Here is a 23,758-nt window from a genome sequence, read left to right as displayed (position 1 = left end):
TGATGTAAAAAAGAATACAACTACAAATTGTGTTTGTGTTTGTTGCTTTTACAAGAAGATAAAAAATCAAAAATTAACGCAAGAGTTATGATTACCAATCCGTTAAAAAACATAAATAAAACGATCCAAACTAAAATCTGGACTTCTTTTGGTTTTGTCTCTAAAACTTATCTTTTAGAGGCCTCTTTAAAATATAGTGAAGAACAAGAGCGAATTTTCAACCAAATGATTGTTGAAACGGAAACCAAAAACAAAAAAGAGAAACGCGAAGCTTTTGATAAAGCCTTATATGCATCCTATAAAGGAATTGGCGCTATGGATTTTATAAACACGGTTTTGAAATAATTCAAAAAAGTGGATAATAATCCATAACCCCAATTTTAATTGACTTTAATATACTAATTCAAAGCCAAATTTCAATTTAATATCTGCTGATGAAGCTCCGATCATAACCTCGAAATCTCCCGGTTCAGCAATCCATTCTAATTTATCATTGTAAAAAGAAAGCTTCTCTTTGTCAATTGTAAATTCTATATTTTTAGATTCTCCCGCATTTAATTTTACTTTTTGAAAATCTCTTAGTTCTAAAACAGGTCTTACCACAGATCCAAATTTGTCTTTTATATACAGTTGAACCACTTCTTCCCCGTTAACTTTTCCAACATTTGACAGCTGAAAAGAAACTTTAATTGTTTCGTTATTCTTCATTTTTAAAGACGAAAATTTCAAATCCGAATAATTGAATTTTGTATAACTCAATCCATATCCAAAAGGAAACTTTGGTGAATTTTTTAAATCGATATAGGAAGAAACATAACCTGTCGCATTTTCATTCGGAGCCGGTCTTCCGGTGCTAAAGTGATTGTAATAAATTGGAATTTGCCCTACTTCTCTTGGGAAAGTCATTGGCAATTTTCCTGAAGGATTGTAATCGCCAAACAAAACATCGGCAATAGCATTTCCGGCCTCTGTTCCCAGCCACCAGGTATATACAATAGCAGGAACATTGTCTGCTGTCCAGTTAAAAATAAGCGGCCTGCCTGCATTTACCAAAACAACAACCGGTTTCCCCGTAGCCTGAATTGCTTTTACTAAATCTTCCTGAACTCCAGGTAGGTGGAGATCACTTCGACTTTTGGCTTCTCCGCTCATGTCACGTCTTTCACCAATACTCAGAATAACGACATCGGCTTGTTGCGCTGTGGCAACCGCCTCCGCAAAACTGTCTTTATTGTCTCCGTCCACTTCACAACCTTTAGCGTAAAGCAATTTGGTGTTTTTGCCGACTTTATTTTGCAATCCATCCCATTGGGACACTACCCATTTATTGTAATCAACATCCGGTAATTCAACCGACCAGAAACCCATATTGGCTTTGTATTCTTTGACCATTGGGCCAATAAATGCAATTGTTTTCAAGTTTTTAGAAAGCGGTAACGTTTCGTTATCATTCTTTAATAAAACAATACTTTTCTGCGCTACTTCTCTGGCTGCTTTTCTGTTCTCCGGATTATTTAATACTTTTTCGGCTCTTTTTTCATCTGAATATCGGTAGGGGTCTTCAAATAATCCCAGTTCAAATTTCTTGCGCAGGATCCTTTTTACGGCATCATCGATTAAGTCAACAGCTACCTTTCCTTCTTTTACTAACTCCGCTAAATGATAACGGTATGCATTACTTTCCATATCCATATCACTTCCTGCTGTGATGGCAGAAAGCGCAGCGGCTTTAAGATCTTTTGAATAACCGTGGGCTACCATTTCTCCGATAGAACCCCAGTCAGAAACTACAAATCCCTGAAAATTCCATTTTCCTTTTAAAATGTCGCGCTGTAAGTGAACATTTCCTGTAGCCGGAATTCCATTTAAATCATTAAAGGAATTCATAAATGTTGCTGCTCCTGCATCTAGTGCTGCTTTAAAAGGAGGTAAATAAGTTTCAAACAACATTCTTTCGCTCATGTCTACCGAGTTGTAATCTCTTCCACCGGTAGCGGCTCCATAAGCTGCAAAGTGTTTCACACAAGCCATAACAGAATTTAGATCTCCCAATTTGTTGCCCTGAAATCCTTTTACTCTCGCATAAGCAATTTTAGAACCCAGATAAGTATCTTCTCCTGCTCCTTCCATAACTCTTCCCCAGCGTGGGTCACGCCCAATATCAACCATGGGGGCAAATGTCCAATGAATTCCGCTTGCAGCTGCTTCGGTAGCGGCAACTCTGGCGGCTAATTCTATAGCCGCCAAATCCCAACTTGCAGCTTCCGCCAGCGGAATAGGAAAGGTCGTTTTGTATCCGTGAATAACATCCTGACCAAATAACAACGGAATTTTTAAACGGGATTGCATCGCCAATTCCTGATATTGTCGGGTATATTTTGTTCCGACAACATTTAGCATTGAACCTACAATTCCTGCTTTTATTTCGGCTTGTTTGTTTGCGTTGATCGTAATTGGCCCAGTTGCAGCATTATCGCCTGTGTACTGATTAAGCTGGCCAATTTTTTCCTCCAGAGTCATTTTTTTCAATAAATCATTTACTTTCTGATCTATTGACTGTTGTTGCGCTATCGCGAAAAAGGAAACCATCAACAAAGTAATTGTCGTTATTCTCTTCATATTAATTTAATTATCTTCTATTAAAACCGATAAATGATCTGATGCGTATTTTAAGTTTTTGGAATCAATTAGCACTACCTGTTTGTTAATTTTTAAATTCTCTCCACAAAATAAACCGCTGACAAAAAACAGTATTTGTATTGAAACAATAGTGTTTATTTTTTCCCTATTAAAAATCTAATTTCTCAAAACTTGTCTTTGTAAGTGCTTTGAGGAAAAAAAATAATTAAAAAATAAATGTCAATTATAAATTTCACATCCCTTTTTAGTTACTTTTTGAGCGCTTTTTTTCTGCTGGCGGCAAACTCTAAATAATTCAAATTGAAATTTCCTTTGTCAAAAACTACTTTGATTTTATTGGTTCCTTTATTCAAATCCACATCAGACAAAACAATTGTTTTCCAATTGTTGTTTCCTCCCGTTGAAGGAAGTGAAATACTTTCTGTTTTCTTTCCGTTATCCATTTCCAAATGAAGCTTTCCTTCTTCATTTTCAGATGAATAGCGAATCGAAACCTTATAACTGTTTTGTTTTGCAACTTCGACTGTATACTGCAACCATTCGTCGTTTTCTATAAACGAAACCTGATAACCATTTGAACCTGAATCGTTGCAAGGCAGAATGTCAACACCATCATTTCGCATGGTATTTCCTTTGTTCCATTCGTCAAATTTCCCTGTTTCAATTCTGTAATTTACAAAATCTTTATCGTAATATGCAAACCCTGTGGTTCCTAAGTCGTAATGTGTTGCCGCAATCTTGCCCGGAATTGCGTTTTTTTTGTAAGGCTTTGTAGCGTTGGTTTGTACCTGTCTGAACATGGCATCAATTACATCCGGCTTCACCGTTAAGCTCTCCATTTTGTAATTATCTGCTATTTTCATCAACGTTTTTTTCGCAAAATCGGCCGACGGTTTTTCGCCTCCGTCTTTCCAGTATTTTAATAAAACATCGTACTCCGGAATCTTGGTTACTGAAGTTACTCCGGCAATATTTTCGATTTTTTTCATTGGCCAAAAAGCCCATCCAATATTATTTCCTTCCATCAATGTAAGGACATCTTTGAACCATACATTTGAATTTTCACCACTTTCACCCAACCAAATCGGAACATTGTATTGTGTTCGGTAGTTTAGCATTTTCTGAATCGATTCTGTGGTGTTGTAATTCCAATATTTATGAAAGCTCAACGCCATGTTTTCGTCCCATAAAGGAAAAATTCCGTTGTAGTTATTCCCCCAGCAATTTCCTTCAATGAAAATTAAATGGTTTGTATCTACTTCACGAATCGCTTTAGTAACGGCTACCATTAAATCTCTCAATGGTCCGTTTCCGTTTTCATCACAACCGTTTTTATTGGTTCCTGTGAAATTCCAGTTGGGTTCATTGATAATATCATAAGCCCCGATCCATACATTGTCTCTGTAGCGGGCGGCTAACTTTTTCCATAAAGCAATCATTTTTTTCTGATTTGCTTCGCTTTGCCATAAAGATGGTTTGGTAGTGTCATAGTCCGAGATGGCGGCATCATTTCCTTGTCCGCCCGGAGCTGCATGCAAGTCTAAAATAAGGTACATTTTGTTTTCGGCACACCATTTCAGTAAGTTGTCGGTCATGGTAAAACCTTCTTCAATCCAGGTAATTTCACCATTTTTCTCAGCTTCAATTGGTGGTGTATATAAATTATAGTGCATGGGCAAACGAATAGAATTAAATCCCCAGGCTGCTAACGAATCAACGTCTCTTTTTGTAATTCCGTTTGCTTTATAGGCGGCATAAAATTCCTTTGTTCCCTCTTCGCCAATTACATCCTGAATTTTCTGTTTAATAACATATTGCGGACTGGCAAAGGGCTGCGTTTGTAACATATACCCTTCCTGCACCATCCAGCCTCCGGTCCCTAGTCCACGTAATAGTATATTTTTTCCGCTGCCGTCAACAATTTTCTGTCCGTCCCGGTGTAAAAATCCTTGTGCGAATGAAGTGACGGAAAGCAATAATTGTAGTAGTAAAATTATTTTTTTCATATTATATCGTTAAAAAAAACTGCATTTGACTGGTTTTGAAATTAAACCTACAAGGTTTGGGAAACTTTGCAGGTTTAGGTCCTTTTTGGTTATTTAAGTAGAAAATCCTTTTTTAGATTTGAGATTTGAATTGTGAACGTTCCTTTCTCGGAAATCCATTTCAGGTCTTCATTTACAAATTGCAAGTCTTTTTGATTTAAAGTAAACTTTACTGTTTTGGTTTCGTTTGGCTCCAGGCTAATTTTCTCAAATCTTTTTAGTGCTTTGACTTCTGGTGTTATCGAAGCAAAATTATCAGACAGATAGAGCAAAACGGCTTCTTTTCCGGCTCTTTTACCTGTATTCGTTACCTCGGCAGAAACATTTACTTCCTCTGTATTGTTAATTTCTGTTTTGTCAATTTTTAAATTTGAATAGGTAAAAGTGGTATAGGATAATCCGGTTCCAAATTCGAATTGCGGGGAATAGCTTTTCTCGTATTTAGCATCGTTATTTTGCTCTTCGTCGGCTAAGCTCTCGGTGTATTTTCGGTTGTATTTTTCTAATGAATTCGGGTATTTCGGGTAATTGTAAGGTAGTCTTCCACTTGGATTTACCTCTCCGTATAAAATATCGACTAACGCTCTTCCTCCTTCATTTCCGGGTAAATAACATTGTATCACGGCGCTCATTTTATCTTCAAAATCACTGATTAATCGTGGTCGACCTTCATTTAAAACTAAAATAATGGGTTTGTTTACTTTTGCTAATGCCAAGGCTAATTTTATCTGAGACTTACTCATAAAGATATTGCTGATGTCTCCGGGAGTTTCGGTGTAATTTTTCTCTCCAAGACACAAGACAATTTTTGAAGCACTTTTCGCCAACTCTACTGCTTTTTGAATTTCGCCATCGTCTTCTTTTTCAATATCCGCACCAGCGGTGTACAACACATTTTCTTTCCCCAGTTTGGCTTGAAAAGCTTCTAAGATGGTTAATTTTTCGGCTGCGTAGGTATCTGCATTTTCTCCTTGCCAGTTATAAGACCAGCCTCCATTCAGGTTTTTCATGCTGTTGGCAGTTGCTCCTGTTACAAGGATTTTTTCGTTTTTATTTAATGGTAAAACCGCGTTGTTGTTTTTTAATAAAGTAATCGATTCGGCTGCTGTTTTATAGGCTTCCTCAATGTGTTCGGCAGAACCAAATTTTGGATACTCTTTTAGATTTGCTACTGTATTTTGAAACAGATTCAATTCGAATTTCATTCTTAAAATTCTCGTTACCGCATCGTCGATACGAGACATTGGTACCTCTCCTTTTTTAACTAAATCAACCAAATCCGTATAAAAGGTAAATTCTTCGGGTACCATGCTCATATCTATTCCGGCCATAACAGCTATACGAACGGCGTCTCTTTTTGTTTCTGCTACTTTATGTCTTGTATTGAGATAGATAATATCTTTCCAATCTGTCACTACAACACCTTCAAAACCCAGTTCGTTTTTAAGAATATCTGTGATTAAATGTTTGCTTGAATGCACCGGAGTTCCGTTGATTTCTCCGGAACTTACCATCACACTTTTTGCTCCGGCTTTTATAGCAGCCTCATAGATTGTTAGGTCGTATTGTCTTAAAATACGTTCGGGAATAATACTTGGTGTACGGTCTTTTCCGGTTGTGGTACTTCCGTAACCAATGTAGTGTTTCATGCAGGATGCAACACTGTATTTAGAACCTACATTGTTTCTTTCAAAACCATTTACCAAAGCCACAGCCATTTTGGAAGATAAATAGGCATCTTCTCCAAATGACTCCCACATTCTGGACCAGGCCGGATTTCGTGGGAAATCTAAATCGGGAGAAAAAACCCACGGAATTGAAGAGGCTCTGGTTTCGTAAGCCGAAATCTCAGCACCGCGTTGCACTAAATCGGTATTAAAAGTGGCTGCCAAACCAATTTGTTGTGGAAATAAGGTAGCTCCGGCCGTATAACTTGCTCCGTGGATGGCATCAATACCATACAATATTGGAATTTTAAGTCTTGATTTATTGGCTTCATTTGTAATAGCCGTCATCGTTTCCTGCCATCTTTGTAGTGTTGGCGCTCCGGGATTTGGCACATTCAAAATAGAACCGATGTGGTATTCCTGAATTCCTTGCTTTAACTTGGCAGCATCAAAATATCCCGGTTTTTTTACATCTTCAAAAACAGTAACCGTAATTTGAGTCATTTGACCCACTTTTTCTTCCAAGGTCATTTTAGACAATAACTCAGAAACTTTAGCATCTATTTCAGCTCTCGTCTTTTTGACTTCCTGACTCCATGTTGCTCCACAAAAAAGGAAGGCAATTACTAGAAACTTTGTATTTTTCATTTGATCTTATTAAATTAATATCTCATTAAAAAATGGGACTAATAGGGATGATTCAAATTAGCCCCTAACTAACTTACAAAATATTAATACACCAGCGTTTGTATAGCATGTGCAGGAATCTTTACAATTGCTTGTTGGGTTGCAATAATAAAGTTGTAGGTAATCTCATTGTCTGTATTGTTCATTACTACCGTCGCCATTTTACCGTCCGTATTCAAAAAAGAAGTACTTGACAGGTAACTACGACTTACCGAAGTACTCACTCTAACCGCATTTGGACGAATAAATTTAGAAAAATGTCCAATGTAATAGTACGAAGGGGTGTAAATTAATTCTCCTGTAGTGGTGTCTGCATGTATCGGTGCGAAGCAAAAATTGCCTACATGATTGGGTCCTCCAAACTGGTCTAAAAGAATGTTCCAGTCTGTCCAGCCCACGGTACCGTTGTTAAAATCATTAATCATCGACAAACCGTATTTTTCTGCATTTGGCCAGAATTGATATTTTGTCGCGTCAAATTTCTCTACACAACCTTCTGTAAAAATTAATTTTTTATCGGGATAAGCTTCGTGTACTTTCGCTACATTATCAAACATCGGTTTTGCTCCTGTCCAGGTTTCGTACCAGTGAAAACCCATTCCCCAAACATATTTAGAGGCTTCGGGATCAGAGAAAATTACATTTGCTCTTTGTACCATTAAATCACGGTTATGATCCCAGGCGATTAGTTTTACATCCCCTAATCCGTCTTTTTTTAATGTTGGTCCAAGAAAATTCTTCAGGAAATCTCTTTCTTCCTCGGCGGTATACAAACAAGATTCCCATGTTTGGGTTGCCATTGGCTCATTTTGAACCGAAGTTGCCCAAATTGGAATTCCTTCTTTGTTGTATTCCTTTATAAATTTCACATAAAAATTAGCCCATGACTGAAAATATTCGGGTAATAACTTCCCTCCTTTTAATACATTTTTATTACTTTTCATGAAAGCATTTGGCGACCATGGTGCTACATAGGTTATCAATTTTCCTCCAGCCGTTTTGATGGCTTCTTTGATCATGGGTATGCGGTATTTGCGATCATGATCAATCGAAAACGTTTTTAAATCTTTATCTCCTTCTTCGATATAAGAATAACTTCCGCTGCTAAAATCAGAACTTTGAATAGTTGTTCTTAGCAATGAATATCCGATTCCTTTTTGAGTATCGTAGTAAGCGTTTAAAAATTCAGCTTGCTTTTCTTTTGATAATTTGGCAAAAATCTCGGCACTGGCATCTGTAATTGCCCCTCCAATTCCAAGAAAATGCTGAAATTGTTTTGAAGGTTCCACAAAAACAGACAACTCGGTTTCTACGGGTTGTTTTGATGCTGTAAAATCTAAATTAGCTGTAGGAGTTAATCTTAATTCTGTATTTGATGCCGTGGTATAAACTGTAATTTTTTTATTTGTAGTTGTAAATTTCTGTTGCTTTTTTTGATCTTTCTGCTGTGGAAAAACAGTTAAAGAAAAACACAAAAACGCAATAATAAAGCCCATTTTTTTCATTGAGTATGTTTTAATCGGTAAGACTTTTATAAAATTCATTCGCCAAATCAGCTCTCATTTGATTTAAAAATAGCCCATACTCATAACGATTATGGGCCATTTCAACAACCGAACTTAAACTAACTTATAGGAGATTGCTTTGAAAAAACAGCTGTCAGACAGCTGTTTCTACTATCAATTCTCAACAGTACTATTATTGTGGATATCCTGTATTCTGAACTATTTTAGTGTTATTGAATTCACTATAAGGAATTGGGAAAGCTTCATTTTTATTCGCCTGAAATCCTTTGAAAGCCAATTTAGCAGCGGCTTCACCCGTTCTAACTAAATCAAACCAACGATGTCCTTCACCTGCCAGTTCTAATCTTCTTTCTGCTAAAATAGCAGGGATAGAAACGGGTACAGCTGTTAATCCCGCTCTTAATCTAACCGCATCCAAAAGTGCCTGAGCTCTTGCTCCTGTTCCTCCTAAAGCTTCGGCTTCTAATAGATAAGTATCTGCTAAACGAATGATATAAGTATTGATCCCAAAATTCAGGAAAGGATTACCCGGTTTGATATCTGCATTAAAAGCGGCATACTTAATAAAATGATAGCCTGTTTCCTGATAACTGTCTTTGTATGTTATAAGCCCATTTACGTCATCATTATCAACACCTCTTGCAGCAGCGGCATTAAAAATAGTAGAAGCATAACGAGGGTCATCTTTCAAAACAGCAACCAACTGAGGTGTCACTACCATGAAACCCCAACCGTTAATATAATTCGGCAAAAGTGCGTCTATCCCTTTAGGTTTTCTAGAATAATCTCTGATTCCCATTAACTGAGCGGCAACATTTCCTTCATCATCACCTCTTTCAAAATTACCCCAGTCCGCATTCGATTTATCGGTATAGGTAATTTCAAAAATAGATTCTGTATTAAATTTATTGGCGTGGTTCCATAAATCTGCAAAAGCAGGCATTAATTTATATCCGTAGCTGCTTGTTCCGCCCGGAGTACCGTTAACCTTCGCTAATTCAACAGCGGCTTGTGTTTTTTTGTTATCGTATAAATATACTTTCCCTAAAAGTGCCGTTGCTGCTCCCTTAGTAAATCTTCCTAATTCAGCCGGAGGCAATGTCATTGGTAAATCTGGAATTGCTTCGTTCAAATCTTTTTCGATTTGTAGATATACATCTTCCGGTTTGGCTTGCATAACTAACGGAATTTCATCTTTAGTTAGTTGTGTCAATATCAAAGGAATGTTTTTAAACATTCTAACCAGATCAAAATAATAGTAAGCACGTAATGCTTTTACTTCTGCTGCGAATCTTATTTTCTTGGCAGCGTCCATTGGAATACCCGGAAGTTTGATCAACATAATGTTACATCTTGCTACCCCTTTGTAATAATCTGCCCAAATTGCGGGTGGAATATTTGCCGGACTTACAGTGTAGTTAGAAGCAACCTGAAGTCCGGGTTGATCGTCTGAACCACCTCCTCCTGCAAAGAAATCATCAGAGGCAGAATTTAAGAATAAGAGCGGCGCATTTTCCATGGCTCCTGCGAACTTTCCTAATTTATCATAAGCGGCAACCAAACCTGAATAGGCTTCGGTTTCATTTCTGTAAAAATTATCTTCATACACTACACCATCACCTTTCACTTCTAATTTTTCATCGGTATCGCAAGCTCCGAGTGTAAGTAGCACTCCGAAAGCAATAAATGATTGTTTAAAACGTATAAGTTTCATAATATTTTCTTTTTTAATTAAAATTGCAAATTAACTCCCAACATGTACGATTTTGCCTGAGGATAATACCCTCTGTCTACTCCTTGTACATTGTTCATACCGGCTGTAGTAGGGCCTCCGATTTCAGGATCGTAACCCGTGTACTTTGTAATTGTCCATAGATTTTCTCCTGTTACATACAATCTCACCTTTTGCAATGAAATGCTTTCGATCCATTCTTTTGGAAATGAATACCCCAATTGAATTGTTTTGAATCTGAAGAAATCTCCTTTTTCTAAATTGAAGTCAGACGGGTTAGTAAAGTTTTTATTGCTATCAGTTGTAGTGACTCTTGGGTAACTGTTTGTTGATCCCGGTCCTGTCCAACGACCTAAAACGTCTGTTTGGTAATTTGCAGTTGCAATATCAAGTCTTCTTAGTCCCTGATAGATCATATTTCCACCGGCACCCTGACCGAATACTAACAAATCGAATCCTTTGTAATCTAAATTTATCGTTAATCCATAAGTGAATTTAGGTAGTGATGTTCCTAAAAAAGTTCTGTCGTTTGCTCCGATTACACCATCTCCGTCTAAATCCTGCCAACGGAAATCTCCCGGTTTTGCATTAGGTTGAATCACTTTTCCGGCAGCATTTTTATAAGAATCAACTTCTGCCTGAGTTTGGAAAATACCATTTGTTTTAAATCCGTAGAAGGAGTTATAAGCATGACCTACTTGTGTTCTATTGATTTCATAAGAGCTCGATTGTACGGTCTCATCTCCAACAATGAAATTAACTCCTTTATCAATATAGGTAATCTCATTTTTGATGTAAGAGAAGTTTCCATTCACAGAAAGATTTAATGCTCCGAATTTTTTGCGGTATCCTAATTCAATGTCGATACCTCTATTTTCCATATCTGCTAAGTTCGCATAGGTGTTACCTGTTGCTCCAACATATCCGGGAATTGGCACCTTCATTAAGATTCCTTCCGTTTTTTTGTTGAATAAATCTACACTCAAATTGAAATCACGCAAAAGTGTAGTCTCAAAACCAATGTTAAGTTGTTTGGTTTCTTCCCATTTTAAATCAGGATTTGGAATTGCATTTGGACTTTGTCCATTCGCTATTTCCCCGCCAATAGTATAATTTCTTTGAATTCCAACCGTAGAAATGTATAAGAAATCAGGAGATGAATCGTTACCGGTCACCCCGTAACCCCCTCTTATTTTTAACGTATTTACTACATTATTATCTTTCCAGAAACCTTCTTTTGAAGGCACCCATCCTAAAGATACAGAAGGGAAAGTTCCATATTTATGGTTGGGTCCAAAACGTGTAGAACCGTCACGACGAAGAATACCAGTAAAAATATATTTCTCTTTGTAATCATAGTTTAATCTGGAAAACAAGGACTCTACTCGGTGTTCCATCGCTTGTCCATTATAAGCATTGGCTATTTTATCTTTAATTGGAATATCAACATTAAAGGAAGCTTCGGCATGCGTTGTTGCCGGAACACCTCTGTACGTGATGTCATTACCGGATGTAATATTATCTACATAAGTTCCTTTACCCAATAAAATACCGAAGTGGTGATTTCCAATTTTCTTATCATAGTTCAACGTATTCTCCCAATTCCAGCTAAACGATTTTTTGTACGATCGGAACAATTCGTTGACATCTTTTTTGGTAGCTCCATTTAAATAATAAACCGGAGTAAAGTTATCTGAACCGTAATACGCTAATTTTCCACCTGCAGTAGATTTAAATTTTAAACCAGGTAAAATTTCCGCTTCAATAAAAATATTTCCAACAAAATTATCAGCGAAATCATTATTTCCCAGTCTTGTTTGCGTGTACGCTAATGGGTTTGAAGTTTCCTGAGTTACATTTGTAGAAATACCATAGTAATTTCCGTTTGCATCTCTAAGCGCATTTTTATTTTCGTAAGGAGTACCTGCTCCCGTTAAAGGACCCGGCGCAACAAGTACCGGAGTTAACGGATCTAAATTGATCGCAGATGATAAAGGGCCTCCAAATTCATCATTTGTATTACCGATACCTACCGTTTTTTCGTTCGAATATCCTAAAGTCTGACCAATTTTAATATACTTACCCAATTTATGGTTAGAGTTTAAACGAATGTTTTTTCTGGTATAATTTGAAATGTCAGATGTGATAATCCCCTCTTGATCGGTTAAACCAAAAGACATATAAAAGGTAGAAACATCATTACCACCACTAAAACTTAACTCATGAGAATAACGTTGTGCATGATCATTAAAAATAACATCCTGCCAGTTCGTTCCCTTTCCGTAATCAATTGGAGATCCTAATGGATTCCCCGGAGTCGGTGCAGTACGTGTTGGAAATAACGCCGGTTTACCACCATTTATATGCGCTTCATTCATGATCGTTACATATTGACTGGCATCTAATAAATCTAATTTTTTTGCCGCCTGTGAAGTTCCTGAAAAACCCGTATAACTTACCGAAATCCTGCCTGCTTTACCTTTTTTAGTTGTTACAAGAATAACCCCTGCAGCAGCACGAGAACCGTAAATAGCACCCGAAGCACCATCTTTCAATACCTCAATAGATTCGATATCAGATTGGTTTAAATAGCCTATTCCGCCATTATCAACGATTACACCATCAACTACCCATAAAGGATCATTATTGTTTAAAGTAGTAAAACCACGTATACGGATCGTAGAAGCAGATCCCGGTTGCCCTGCATTTGCAGCAATAGAAACTCCCGAAACTCTACCTTGCAAGGCTTGTTCTACCCTTGTTATAGGAAGACTTTCCAAATCTTTTGCTTTGACACTGGAGATAGAACCTGTTACTACACTTTTCTTTTGTGTACCATATCCTACTACTACAACTTCATTTAAGTTTTGAGATTCAGGTTTTAACCTAATTTCAATTTTACTTCGTCCGTTTACAGTTTCCTGTACGGTCATATAACCTACAAAACTAATTGTCAGAATACCATTTGAAGGAACACTAATTTGAAACTTACCGTCAAAATCAGAGGCAGTTGCCTTAGTAGTGCCTTTAAGTAAGATAGTTGCCCCCGGGACGGGTAACCCACTTTCATCGTTTATAACTCCATTTACCGTCACATCCTGTGCCATTGCGATAACTGAAAACAATAAAGATGAAATACAAAAAATAAGTAATTTTGTTAATTTCATTTTTCTAAAAATTTTGGTTAATTAATTAGTAATTTGATGCAATAATAAAGTTAAATTTCTACTATTTGCATTTTATACTCCCTACAAAAACACATCAAAAGATAAATTACCATATTACAAAAACACATCAAATATTTTTTAAAATACTAATATTAAGCATTTTAAAATATTTTTTATATTGTTATAGAATTGTTAACTAACTAAAATAAACACTACATTTACTTTAAATGAATTATTTTCACTTTTATTAAAAAAATATCCAAAAAACGACACTATCACAATTACTATAATCAGAAAAAAAGTAGATTATAAAACATTACTATTAAAAATACCGTTTTTAAATTATGAAATTCATAAACCACTATATTTCAATTTTCATTCTTTTCATCCTGCCTTTTGCCCTTTTTTCCCAAGTAAAAAACATCGGATTACCGGCAATTAAAAATTATAAACGTTCCGAGTATAAAGGAGGTACTCAAAACTGGAATATTGATCAGGATAAAAATGGTAATATCTACTTTGCAAACAATAGTGGGTTGATTCAATTTGACGGTTCTATCTGGAATAAATATGCGCTTCCAAATAATACCGCAATCAGAAGTTTAAAAATCGATCCGTCAGGAAGAATTTATGTTGGAGGAAATAATGAATTTGGTTTTTTTAAAAGTGATCAGAAAGGTAAACTAAAATACTATTCATTAACGCACTTAATTAGTAAAAACGATAGCAAAAATATCAATTTAATCTGGCGCATACACCTCTATAAAGATGAGGTTGTATTTCAGTCTTTCACCAAAGTGTTTTTTTATAAAAACAACAAATTGAAAGTTATAAATGCACCCAAAAAGTTTCAATTTTCTTTTCTTATACATAACCATCTCTATTTTCAAGACAAGGAGTTGGGTATTTTAGAATACCGTAACCATAAATTGATTGCTCTCAAAGGTACTACAGACTTAAACGATAAAGAAATATGGGCCATGTTTCCGCTGCCCAATAACAAAATACTTCTTGCAACACTGGAAAAAGGGCTTTTTGTCTATGACTATAACAGCGTCAAATCCTGGGAGACAGAAGCCAATGCCTTTATCAAAAAAAATACCTCGTTAGGCGGATCTATTATAAAAAACAAATTTATCGTTTTGAACTCCGTTCTCAGCGGTGTTATAATCTGTGATTTGAACGGGAAAATAATCCAGCATTTAAACAGACAAAAAGGATTACAAAACAACACCGTACTAACCTCTTATGTAGACAATAAAAACAATCTGTGGTTGGGTTTGGATAATGGAATCACATTTGTGAATCAAAACTCACCCTTTACCTTTTTCGATTACAGTTATAATATAGGTACCGTTTATGCTTCGGTTATTTTCAACAAAAATCTATACGTAGCAACCAATCAGGGCCTTTTTTATCATTCCTGGTCCGCTCCTTTTAAAGACGAACCCTTTAATCGGGTTGAGGGAACGATTGCTCAAGCCTGGAACATTCAGGTCATTAACAATATTCTGCTGTGCGCCAGTAATAGCGGGGCTTTGGTAATAGATCAAAATCGGGTATCCAAAACTTTAGACAAAAGAGGGTACTTTGGTTTTAAAACAATTCCAAGTCATCCGGGCTATATTATTGGAGAAAGTTACGATGGGTTTTCTATATTTAAGAATACCAATAATGAAATCCATTACGTGAATCAGATCGGTGGATTTTACGAGACAACTAACACTTTCGAAATGGAGTTAGACAACAATTTTTTGTGGCTAAAAAAAGATCCCTACCTCTATCAAATGAAACTGTCTGAAGATTTAAAAAGATTCGATTACATAAAAAAACACTCTAACGTTTCCAATTCCAATAAAGGAATTGGAAGTTTACAATCGATTCACAACAAGGTCTACTTTCAGTCTAAAAATCACTTTTATCGATATAGCAATGAACAGGAAGGTTTTTTTGAAGACAAAAAAATAACGGCATTGTTTCATGGAATCCCAACCATCAACACCTTAATAGAAGATCGCGATCATAATTTATGGTATTCTTATAAGGAGTCTCTGGGCGTTTTAGTAAAAACAGCAAATGGCAAGTACCAACGCAAAGAAGCCTTGTTTTCAAACCTGACAGGCAATTTGGTAAACAATTACCTCTCTATAAACACCATTGACCCAGGCAACATTTTTATTGGCTTAACGGATGGGTTAGCGCATTATGATTCTAAAATTTCAAACAAATTCATAACCAAACCGAAAGTCTTTTTTGAAAGCTTTTCTTCCTCAACCGACACCATCATAACCGGCAATCTCGAAAAACCAATTACAGAACTTAGAATCCCTTACAACTCGAATCATGTAAAATTTACTTTCTCCTCTCCTACTTACGAAAATCAAGAAAATATAACGTATTCGTACAAACTAGATCCCTTTGAAGACAACTGGCGCAGTTGGTCCACCGTTTCAGTCAAAGAATACACCAATCTGAGAGAAGGAAATTATAAAATGCAGATCAAAGCAAAGAACAGCTACGGGATCGAATCTGACGTATCGCAGATTGATTTTAGAATAGCACCGCCTTGGTACAGGCACTTTTTAGCCTATCTAACCTACTTCTTTTTAATTCTTGCCGGAGTTTATATCATTTCGAACAGAATCAAACTTAAGATTAGAAGAAACAAGTATTATGAAACCATAGAACAAAGAAGATTGTATCTCGAAAAAGAATCCAAAATCAGACACGATCAACACGAGTTAGAGAAAGAAATCGAAAGATTAAAAAGCGATAAACTTCAAATAAAAATCCTTGCCAAAGACAAGGAATTGGTCAGCAATTCGCTTCAGGTCGTGAAGAAAAATAAAGTTCTAAATGGTATTATCCAAAAAATAAAAGACATCGACACCAATACTTTAGACGATTCAACAAAATTTGAATTCAACAAATTACACAAAAGCATTGTCAAAGAAGTAAATACCGACAAAAGCTGGAAAGATCTGGAGAAGCACATTAAAAATGTACACTTTGAGTTTTTGAAAAGACTAAAAGAAAAGTACCCCACCATTTCACCACGAGAACTGGATTTATCTACCTATTTATTAATGAATATGTCCACCAAAGAGATCGCCGAAATCATGAACATCTCAACGGGAGGAGTAGAACTCGCCCGATACCGTTTAAGAAAAAAATTGGAACTGAATAAAAAAGAAAATCTGATTGGCTTTTTAATGAGTGTGTAAACCTGAGCTCGCTTAATATAAAGACTACTAGTTGGTTCATTTTAATAATTTCACATTTTAGGAAGGCAAACATAGAGCTGTTCTTAATGGCTGTATGAAATAAGAATGAAATTAACGGAGAGGTACTTATTATATTTTTAGAGAATTTACAAAATCTTATTACAGAAAAACCGATGTAGAATTAAAGATCACGACCCAAGCCACAATTTTCAGTGTTCATTAAATTTAAATGTATGACCTTTTTTATTCCCGCCAATAGTCACTATAAAAATTAGCAGTTTCAATTAATTCTTTATGACTTCCTTTAACTAAAACCGTTTTGTTTTCAAGTACATAAATTTCATCAGCTATTTTTTTCAATGTGTTCAAACGATGCGATATAAAGAAAATAGCACAAGTGGGTTTTATTTTTGCTAATAAATTCATCGAGAAATTTTCTGTATTTCTATCCATTGCTGAAGTAGCTTCATCAAGAATTAAAAACTGCGGTTTCTTATACAATACTCTGGCTAAAGCTATAATCTGCTTTTGCCCTCCTGATAAATTAATACCTTCTTCGCCTACAATAGTTGACAATCCTTGTGGTAATTGATTAAAATAAGCTTCAAAACCATACTCTGCTAGAAAAGAAACTATATTTTCCGGGGTTTCAGTTGTTCCCAGTAAAATATTATCGATAACATTTCCATTAAAAATACTAATTTCTTGCGGTACTACTCCTATCAGGCTTCGATAGTTTTGCAAGTTAATATCTGACAAATGGTATTGATTGTTAATGATAATATCTCCTTTTTCAAAATTATAAAAACGTTGCAGTATTTGACCGATTGTACTTTTACCACCCCCACTTTCTCCCACAATGGCAGTTAGCTTCCCTTTTTCTAAAACTATATTTACATTCGAAAATAATTCACTCCGTCCCGCAAAACGAAAAGAAAGATTGTTAAGGGAAATTGTTTGAATTTCATCGATTGAGACACCTTCTTCTTTTTCCTTTTCCATAGAAGCAAATTCAAACATTCGGTTGAACGCAATTTTTGCTTCGTTTATTGGTATTGCTATCAATGCCAAATTTGTAATTGACGGCAATAAAGAACTTACAATTCCTAATATGGCCATTAATTCTCCCAGTTTAATTTCTTTGTTAAAAACCTGAATCGAAGTGTAAATTAATACTCCTGTCAAAAAGAAAACACTGGCTAAACCAGATTGCCACGAAAGACTAATATTGATTTTCCCCAAGTTGAATAATTTATCTTGGAGGTTTCCGAAAACTAATTCATTGGCTTTACTAAAGACGGCTTGCTTGTTGTCATTTTTTATGGTTGAAATACCTTGAATTGTGTTAATATAATTACTTTCATTTATGGCATAACTTTGCATTACTCCTTTTTGGGATTCAATAATAACTTTGTTGATCCTGTAAATAATACAAAAGTAAATAGGTAGTATTAAAAGAGAAATTAAACCTAGTTCCCAGGAATATCCAAATAAGAAAACTAATGAAATTAGAACAACTAAAACATCAATAACTAAGCTGCTGGCCAGCATTTTGATTACTCTTTGTACCCTTTGTGCATCATTTAGTCGGGCTACCAATTCTCCTATTTTTCGAGTATCAAAAAAGGATTTAGGAAGACTGAGTAAAGAAGAATAAAACTGATTATTAATGCGGTTGTTGAAGTCTTTAGATTGTTGCAATAAAAAAAATTCCCGTAAAACTGAAAGTCCAACCCTAGCCAAAAGTAATATAGTCAATAAAACAATTGCGGAGATTAGTTTGTTGATATTATGTGAAGGTAAAATATTATCAATTAATTTTTGAGAAAACAATGACATTACCATTCCTAAGCCCGCCACAAAAACACCAAGTATAACACTGATAAATAGCGCTTTATAATCCGACTCCAGTAAGTTCACAAACCACTTTTGCCTGGCATTTTTAAGTTGGGCTTCTTTGATGAAATTTTCATTGGGTTTCAAGGTTAGACAACTTTTAGAAACCCAAATTTTATCTAATGCAGCAACAGATAAATAGTAAATCCCTCGACCTGGATCACCAATCAGAAAGCCTTTTTGAATATCATACTGATAGCAAACCACATAATGTTGTTGTTTCTCTTCCATTAAAACATGAAGAATAACTGGCTCTTTGTGGTCAATTAGTGCTTGTACATCAGCTTGACAACCTTCGGCGTCGAAACCTAATTGGTTCGCTCCTTGATATAAACCAAGCAGTGTAGTACCTTGTTTGTTGGTACCGCTCAACTCACGGAGTTTATCTATAGATTGTAAACCGCCATATAATTTTATAACAGATAGTAAACAAGCTACACCACAATCAGACTGATCCAGCTGTAGCGTGTGGGTTTTCTTAATGTGTTTTTGATTCATAATCCTCTCCCTCGAGGCCTCTCAAACGAAGAAGGTCTCAATACAGGGGTATTTTAAGTTAATATCTTTTATTGTAATTAAAATTGGTTCATTTCAATTGCCTATATTTCTTTCCTTTCCAAGTTTGCGTTATTCCTGTTTAGGCTAAGGGGTCAATTTCTTTAGTATTGTCGCTACTTGAGTTTGTCCTTTTATCTTCTCAATAAGTTGTTGGTTTTTATTATATAAAACTAAGCAGGGCAAAGATTTTACGTCAAAGCTAGTAGCGAAAGTAACATTAGTGTCAGATACAAAATGAATGTTGTCATGGTTTAAAAGACTGTGTTTTTGAGCAAAAGATTTTATTTGTTTTACTTGTTCGAATGAGACAAAAACAACTTGAATTAAACTCAACTTTTCAATGTTTTCTTGAATCATTTGAGCCTCTTCGTTGCAAAATTCGCAGTCGCTGTTAAAATAAACAAAGAGTACAGCAATATCTGTTTTTAAATTTTTATTAGTAAATGCAACACCGTTTAAATCTTGATAATTAAAAGCCGGAATGGTTTTAATATGTTCTGCTAATTCCTTTTTGTGGTTGATTTTGGAAATTATATTATAAACCATAAATGAAAGAAAACTTACAAGTAAAAGAAGGAGTATAATTTTCGAATATTTTCTCATAATGTTTTTATGAATAATTTAAAGTAAGAAACATCGTTACAGTTACCCAGAGTAGCAATGCACTACCATAGCTAGACGCTACAATTAGTAATCCTCGTTTACTATTAGTTTCAGTGATTTTACCAATATAACAGGCAAGAACCAACCAGTAGATCAATTCAAACAGATTAAGTGTCTGCAAGGGATAGAAAAACCAATTCTCTACATTTTTATAACCAATTGCATTTAAAACTGATAGTGAAGAAAAGTTTTGAATGTCTGAATAAGTATGATTAGTTTGAATGAACTTAAAATAAATAATTTCATATAAAACCGGCAACAGAAATATAAATTCTGCTTTGATACAAAAAGTTAATATCTGCTTAAATTTAACTTTTAAATCAACCAAAAAACAGCCAAAAAACAAGAACAAAGCAATTATAGTAACTTTTGTAATGATATTGATTGGAACGAAAATATAATTTAAATACTCTTTTGACTGAGAAGAAGTAATAAATTTGTCTATCTGTTTTTGAGATATAGATTTTGAAAGTGATTGAATTTCCAAAGCCTTTAAGTCAAGGATATTTTGATGAAATGTTGTAAACAGGATAGCAGCTATGCATAAAACAACAAAAAGTATAATTGGATTTCTCATTAATCATTAAATACTTCGATCCCGAAGGACGCGTTTGGATAGTTTTTAAATTTGTCAAAGCTCTCAAAATCCTTTTTTAAATTTTCTGTATTACTCCAGGTGTTTTTTTTCAGTCGGCTTTTTATAAAAGTTAAAGGCTCGTTTATTGCATCGTTGTATTCTATACTTGTGTCACTCCAATTTTCTTTGTTTTCAATAAATTCTCCGGTTTTTTCATCAAGAATACCCAACCACTCGACTCCTACAAAAGCGCCCTCTGCAGGCAATTCTATCCCATACATTGAAATGTCGACTTCAACAATTCCTTTGGTCTTTCCATTGAGATACTTTATAATGTTTTCTGTAAGTATTTCTTCTCCGGGATATATTTTATCCGTTGCCTTTTTATAAAAATGAATTCTTATTGCTGTTTTATATTTTTCACTTCGTTTAATTTTAAACAAAAATGATTTTATAAATTTTTCTTTCTCGCTGGGATTTTCAACAAAGGCGCACACTTGCATTCCCTTTGCTCCAGAAATGCCGATTTTCTTTTTGAATTTTGAATATCCATATAATAGAACATCCTTTTTCTTAGGTATCACAACTTCGTCAAGACTAATTATCTTTTTTGTTAAATAAATGGTGTCTTTTATTGATTCCATACTTATTGATTTATTTTCATAACCAATACACGATACTTCAATACGATCGAATGAATTAGTATCTTTTATATCAATAAGTCCACTTTCATTTGAATAATTAGAATTAATAATATTGTCAGCTTTAAAATAATTTATATTGGCAAAAGAGATAGGTTTACTACTGTCTCTGTCAAAAATATAAACTCTTTGAGCATGTACATTATGTAGACTGAAATAGAGCAAGAAATAAAAAATGTATTTTTTCATTTAAGGGATTGTATTAAAACTAAAAAAAATGCAAAAGTTGATATTTAAGAATGTAAGAAAGGATGCCAATTGATTTTTGGCACCCCTATTGAAACTTTTATCTTAACACGCAACTATATTGTATTCAACTTCAACAACCATCCAAAATATGTAATGTGAATTAGATATTGTTTGGAATCCTTCACTACAACCTCCTACACTGTGCCATCCTCCTTCACCCCAAAATTTTCCGCCCTCTAAAGTTTCCATTTGATTTAACTGTAATTTTTTCATAATCGTAATTTTAATAATTAATAATGATTTTATCTTGCTTTTTTTGGTTGGTTGGTTCTAAACATGGCTACTTAACCAACACTTCAAAAAAGTAACCTGTTTTTTGCTTGCAAGCGATTTATTTAAAAAATTGTTCCTTCGCAATTGGCCTTTTTAACAAAGTACTAAAGTATTAAATACTAATTTTAATTGATTTTATTCTCGGTTCGAAAAGAGACATTCGAAATAAAAGAGAAGTTGTATTACTTCTTGTTTATTTTGTTGTAGCAAATGTAGAATGTGGTTTTGAGTTGCACAAATTTTGTATATATCAATTCAGGAATTGGTAGTTTCAATTTAGGAATTGACCTATCTCACCTATACAAATACACTGATTTACAGAAGATTAATTATTTTTATTACATTAAAAAGAAACACTTTATAGTTCTAAATATTATAAATGAGACGATTATTTAAATAAGTACATTTACGATTCAAAAAAAATGTAGTTATATGTGCAACAAAAAATTGTTCCTGGTTATTCATTTACTTTTATACAATATTATTATAGCTCAAAATTTAACACAGATACCTGATTCCTTAAAAAAAACCAGTTACGATACTTTTAGAGAAAAAATTTATACCGATCCTAATAGCCGTTTTACCCGTAATTATATTTATGCTAAATCATATTTATTAAAAGCAAAAAGCGAAAAAAATACAAGAGAGACTATTTATGGTTATGATTTACTTGCAGAAATTTTTGAAGATTTCGATCAATCAATTAAGTATTCTGACACTTCCATAGCTTTAGCTAACAAAAAATATCCCAAAGCACTTCCCTATCTTTATTCAACAAGAGGCTACATTTTCTATAATAAGAAAAGATTAAAAGAATCTTTAAATTGCTTTTTAATTGCTATAAAGGATACTGCTAATCTTTCTCCGAAGCTAGTTAATGATATGAATTATTCAATCGGTCTTATAAAGAAAACACAGGGTCATTATAGCGAAGCAATTCCTATATATCAAAAATGTGTGGAGAAGGCCTATCAGAATAAAGAGGATAATTATTTAAGATATGTTTTAGGACTTGCAGAACTATATAATAGAATAGGCAAAACTGATGAGTCTGAAAATCTCACAAAAAAAGGTATTAATGCTTGTCGGGATTATGATTTTGGAAATTTTTATTTGCCTTATTTTATTTCAAATAGGGGGAAAAATTATTTGCAACGAAAAAAATACAATACTGCCATACTAGATTTAAAAATTGCTTTAAGAACTTTTGAAAAAAATAATGATTTTTCTAATTATGCTGAAAATTGTTTTTATATAGGAGAGTCTTACACAAAACTGAATCAAAGTAATGATGCCGTACTATTTTATAAAAAAGTAGATTCAATATTTAAAGTAAAAAATGACATTTCATTACTTACTATTCCTGCATATAAAGAAATTATTGCATACTACAAGGGTAAAAACAATTATAAGAAAGTTATTTATTATTCCGATCAATTTATAAAAGCAGATAAACTGTTGGATGATGATTATAAATATATTACTTCCACAATTGCAAAGAAATATGATATTATTGAAGTAATATCTCTTAAGCAAAAGATGATTTCGTCTTTAAATAAAGAAAAGTTTTCCTTACAAACTATAATATTATTCTTGTTTTCAGGAATTATGATGCTTTTTATTCTCTTATATCTAAATAATAAAAAAAGGAAAAAAGAAGTTGAAAAACAAAAGCAATTGTTTGAATCCTATAGAAGAGATAGGGAACAACAAATGATTATTAACAAAGAGTCCTTACTACCTGTTACTAAAAAAGCATCAATAACAAATATGGATGAAAGTATGATCGCTTATATATTAGATTGTCTTCAAAAATTTGAATTAGAACTAAAATATATAGAAAAAGAATACACAATTGAAATACTTGCATCTGAGTTCAAAACAAATTCTAAATATTTATCTCAAGTTATTAATTCAATAAAAGAGATTCCTTTTACGAGGTATATTAACAATTTAAGAATAGAGTACATCCTTGATAAATTAGAAAATGACAAAAAAACTTTAGAGTACACAATACAGGCTCTATCTGAAATATGCGGTTATAACAGTGTTCAAACTTTCACAAGAGCTTTTACAACCTATACAAAAATGAAGCCTTCCAACTTTATTAAACAGCTCAAAATCAACAACAATTAAAGAAAACATTCTATCAA

General features: G+C 34.2%; 14 protein-coding genes. 3 read left to right on the top strand and 11 right to left on the bottom strand.

All coding sequences use genetic code 11. The features are described 5' to 3' along the window. The first annotated feature begins 87 nt into the window (after nt 1–87). A complete protein-coding gene (locus tag ACHRV3_RS07035) occupies nt 88–345 on the top strand; it encodes a hypothetical protein (protein ID WP_047773272.1) in 258 nt (85 codons plus the stop codon). Nucleotides 346–390: 45 nt separating this feature from the next. Here the strand turns inward: ACHRV3_RS07035 and bglX are convergent, their stop codons facing one another. From bglX to ACHRV3_RS07005, 6 genes are all read right to left on the bottom strand, one after another. Further along, the gene (gene bglX, locus ACHRV3_RS07030) at nt 391–2,619 is read right to left on the bottom strand and encodes a beta-glucosidase BglX (protein WP_395433783.1); all 2,229 of its coding nucleotides are present in this window, start codon (nt 2,617–2,619) and stop codon (nt 391–393) included. Between the two features lie 269 nt (nt 2,620–2,888). After that, nucleotides 2,889–4,646, bottom strand: a complete 1,758-nt coding sequence (locus tag ACHRV3_RS07025) for a cellulase family glycosylhydrolase (protein WP_395433782.1) — start codon at nt 4,644–4,646, stop codon at nt 2,889–2,891. Nucleotides 4,647–4,735: 89 nt separating this feature from the next. Beyond that, the gene (locus ACHRV3_RS07020; RefSeq protein WP_395433781.1) at nt 4,736–7,000 is read right to left on the bottom strand and encodes a glycoside hydrolase family 3 N-terminal domain-containing protein; all 2,265 of its coding nucleotides are present in this window, start codon (nt 6,998–7,000) and stop codon (nt 4,736–4,738) included. Between the two features lie 83 nt (nt 7,001–7,083). Then, nucleotides 7,084–8,544, bottom strand: a complete 1,461-nt coding sequence (locus ACHRV3_RS07015; protein WP_395433780.1) for a glycoside hydrolase family 30 beta sandwich domain-containing protein — start codon at nt 8,542–8,544, stop codon at nt 7,084–7,086. A 193-nt stretch (nt 8,545–8,737) separates the two neighbouring features. Continuing rightward, the gene (locus tag ACHRV3_RS07010; RefSeq protein ID WP_047772984.1) at nt 8,738–10,279 is read right to left on the bottom strand and encodes a RagB/SusD family nutrient uptake outer membrane protein; all 1,542 of its coding nucleotides are present in this window, start codon (nt 10,277–10,279) and stop codon (nt 8,738–8,740) included. Between the two features lie 17 nt (nt 10,280–10,296). Continuing rightward, a complete protein-coding gene (locus ACHRV3_RS07005) occupies nt 10,297–13,464 on the bottom strand; it encodes a TonB-dependent receptor (protein ID WP_047772983.1) in 3,168 nt (1,055 codons plus the stop codon). A 344-nt stretch (nt 13,465–13,808) separates the two neighbouring features. Here ACHRV3_RS07005 and ACHRV3_RS07000 point away from each other — a divergent pair, with 344 nt between their 5' ends. Next, nucleotides 13,809–16,688, top strand: a complete 2,880-nt coding sequence (locus ACHRV3_RS07000) for a triple tyrosine motif-containing protein (RefSeq protein WP_395433778.1) — start codon at nt 13,809–13,811, stop codon at nt 16,686–16,688. 243 nt (nt 16,689–16,931) lie between these two features. On the opposite strand, the gene ACHRV3_RS06995 is transcribed toward ACHRV3_RS07000, so the two are convergent. The 5 genes from ACHRV3_RS06995 to ACHRV3_RS06975 all read right to left on the bottom strand — a co-directional run bounded on the left by ACHRV3_RS06995 (nt 16,932) and on the right by ACHRV3_RS06975 (nt 21,545). Beyond that, complete coding sequence (locus ACHRV3_RS06995) at nt 16,932–19,082, bottom strand: peptidase domain-containing ABC transporter (RefSeq protein WP_395433777.1); 2,151 nt, start codon at nt 19,080–19,082, stop codon at nt 16,932–16,934. A gap of 144 nt (nt 19,083–19,226) precedes the next feature. Continuing rightward, a complete protein-coding gene (locus tag ACHRV3_RS06990) occupies nt 19,227–19,745 on the bottom strand; it encodes a redoxin domain-containing protein (protein ID WP_082210570.1) in 519 nt (172 codons plus the stop codon). Between the two features lie 7 nt (nt 19,746–19,752). Then, on the bottom strand, nt 19,753–20,382 hold the full coding sequence (locus tag ACHRV3_RS06985) for a hypothetical protein (protein WP_395433776.1): 630 nt from the start codon (nt 20,380–20,382) through the stop codon (nt 19,753–19,755). Continuing rightward, nucleotides 20,382–21,272, bottom strand: coding sequence for a hypothetical protein (locus ACHRV3_RS06980; protein ID WP_395433775.1), 891 nt, complete (start codon nt 21,270–21,272; stop codon nt 20,382–20,384). The genes ACHRV3_RS06985 and ACHRV3_RS06980 overlap by 1 nt, the downstream gene beginning before the upstream one ends. A 102-nt stretch (nt 21,273–21,374) precedes the next feature. Then, nucleotides 21,375–21,545 carry a hypothetical protein gene (locus ACHRV3_RS06975; RefSeq protein ID WP_165579337.1) on the bottom strand — a complete coding sequence of 57 codons (171 nt, stop codon included), beginning with the start codon at nt 21,543–21,545 and terminating at the stop codon, nt 21,375–21,377. A 492-nt stretch (nt 21,546–22,037) separates the two neighbouring features. Between ACHRV3_RS06975 and ACHRV3_RS06970 the strand changes: the two genes are divergently transcribed. After that, nucleotides 22,038–23,741: a helix-turn-helix domain-containing protein gene (locus ACHRV3_RS06970; protein ID WP_047772972.1), complete on the top strand. Its 1,704-nt coding sequence runs from the start codon at nt 22,038–22,040 to the stop codon at nt 23,739–23,741. The last annotated feature ends 17 nt before the right edge of the window (nt 23,742–23,758 follow it).

Source organism: Flavobacterium sp. FlaQc-49, assembly GCF_044005985.1.
In the GTDB taxonomy this organism is placed as follows: Bacteria; Bacteroidota; Bacteroidia; order Flavobacteriales; family Flavobacteriaceae; genus Flavobacterium; species Flavobacterium cupriresistens.
The sequence above is the reverse complement of the archived record's forward strand: the minus strand, read 5'-3'. Positions and strand labels throughout refer to the sequence as shown.

Bases quoted from the DNA above. Each gene is read 5' to 3' on its own strand.
- ACHRV3_RS07010 (WP_047772984.1), bottom strand. From the start codon at position 10,279: ATGAAACTTATACGTTTTAAACAATCATTTATTGCTTTCGGAGTGCTA.
- ACHRV3_RS07020 (WP_395433781.1), bottom strand. From the start codon at position 7,000: ATGAAAAATACAAAGTTTCTAGTAATTGCCTTCCTTTTTTGTGGAGCA.
- ACHRV3_RS07035 (WP_047773272.1), top strand. From the start codon at position 88: ATGATTACCAATCCGTTAAAAAACATAAATAAAACGATCCAAACTAAA.
- ACHRV3_RS06970 (WP_047772972.1), top strand. From the start codon at position 22,038: ATGTGCAACAAAAAATTGTTCCTGGTTATTCATTTACTTTTATACAAT.
- bglX (WP_395433783.1), bottom strand. From the start codon at position 2,619: ATGAAGAGAATAACGACAATTACTTTGTTGATGGTTTCCTTTTTCGCG.
- ACHRV3_RS07005 (WP_047772983.1), bottom strand. From the start codon at position 13,464: ATGAAATTAACAAAATTACTTATTTTTTGTATTTCATCTTTATTGTTT.
- ACHRV3_RS07015 (WP_395433780.1), bottom strand. From the start codon at position 8,544: ATGAAAAAAATGGGCTTTATTATTGCGTTTTTGTGTTTTTCTTTAACT.
- ACHRV3_RS06990 (WP_082210570.1), bottom strand. From the start codon at position 19,745: ATGAGAAAATATTCGAAAATTATACTCCTTCTTTTACTTGTAAGTTTT.
- ACHRV3_RS06995 (WP_395433777.1), bottom strand. From the start codon at position 19,082: ATGAATCAAAAACACATTAAGAAAACCCACACGCTACAGCTGGATCAG.
- ACHRV3_RS07025 (WP_395433782.1), bottom strand. From the start codon at position 4,646: ATGAAAAAAATAATTTTACTACTACAATTATTGCTTTCCGTCACTTCA.
- ACHRV3_RS07000 (WP_395433778.1), top strand. From the start codon at position 13,809: ATGAAATTCATAAACCACTATATTTCAATTTTCATTCTTTTCATCCTG.
- ACHRV3_RS06975 (WP_165579337.1), bottom strand. From the start codon at position 21,545: ATGAAAAAATTACAGTTAAATCAAATGGAAACTTTAGAGGGCGGAAAA.
- ACHRV3_RS06985 (WP_395433776.1), bottom strand. From the start codon at position 20,382: ATGAGAAATCCAATTATACTTTTTGTTGTTTTATGCATAGCTGCTATC.
- ACHRV3_RS06980 (WP_395433775.1), bottom strand. From the start codon at position 21,272: ATGAAAAAATACATTTTTTATTTCTTGCTCTATTTCAGTCTACATAAT.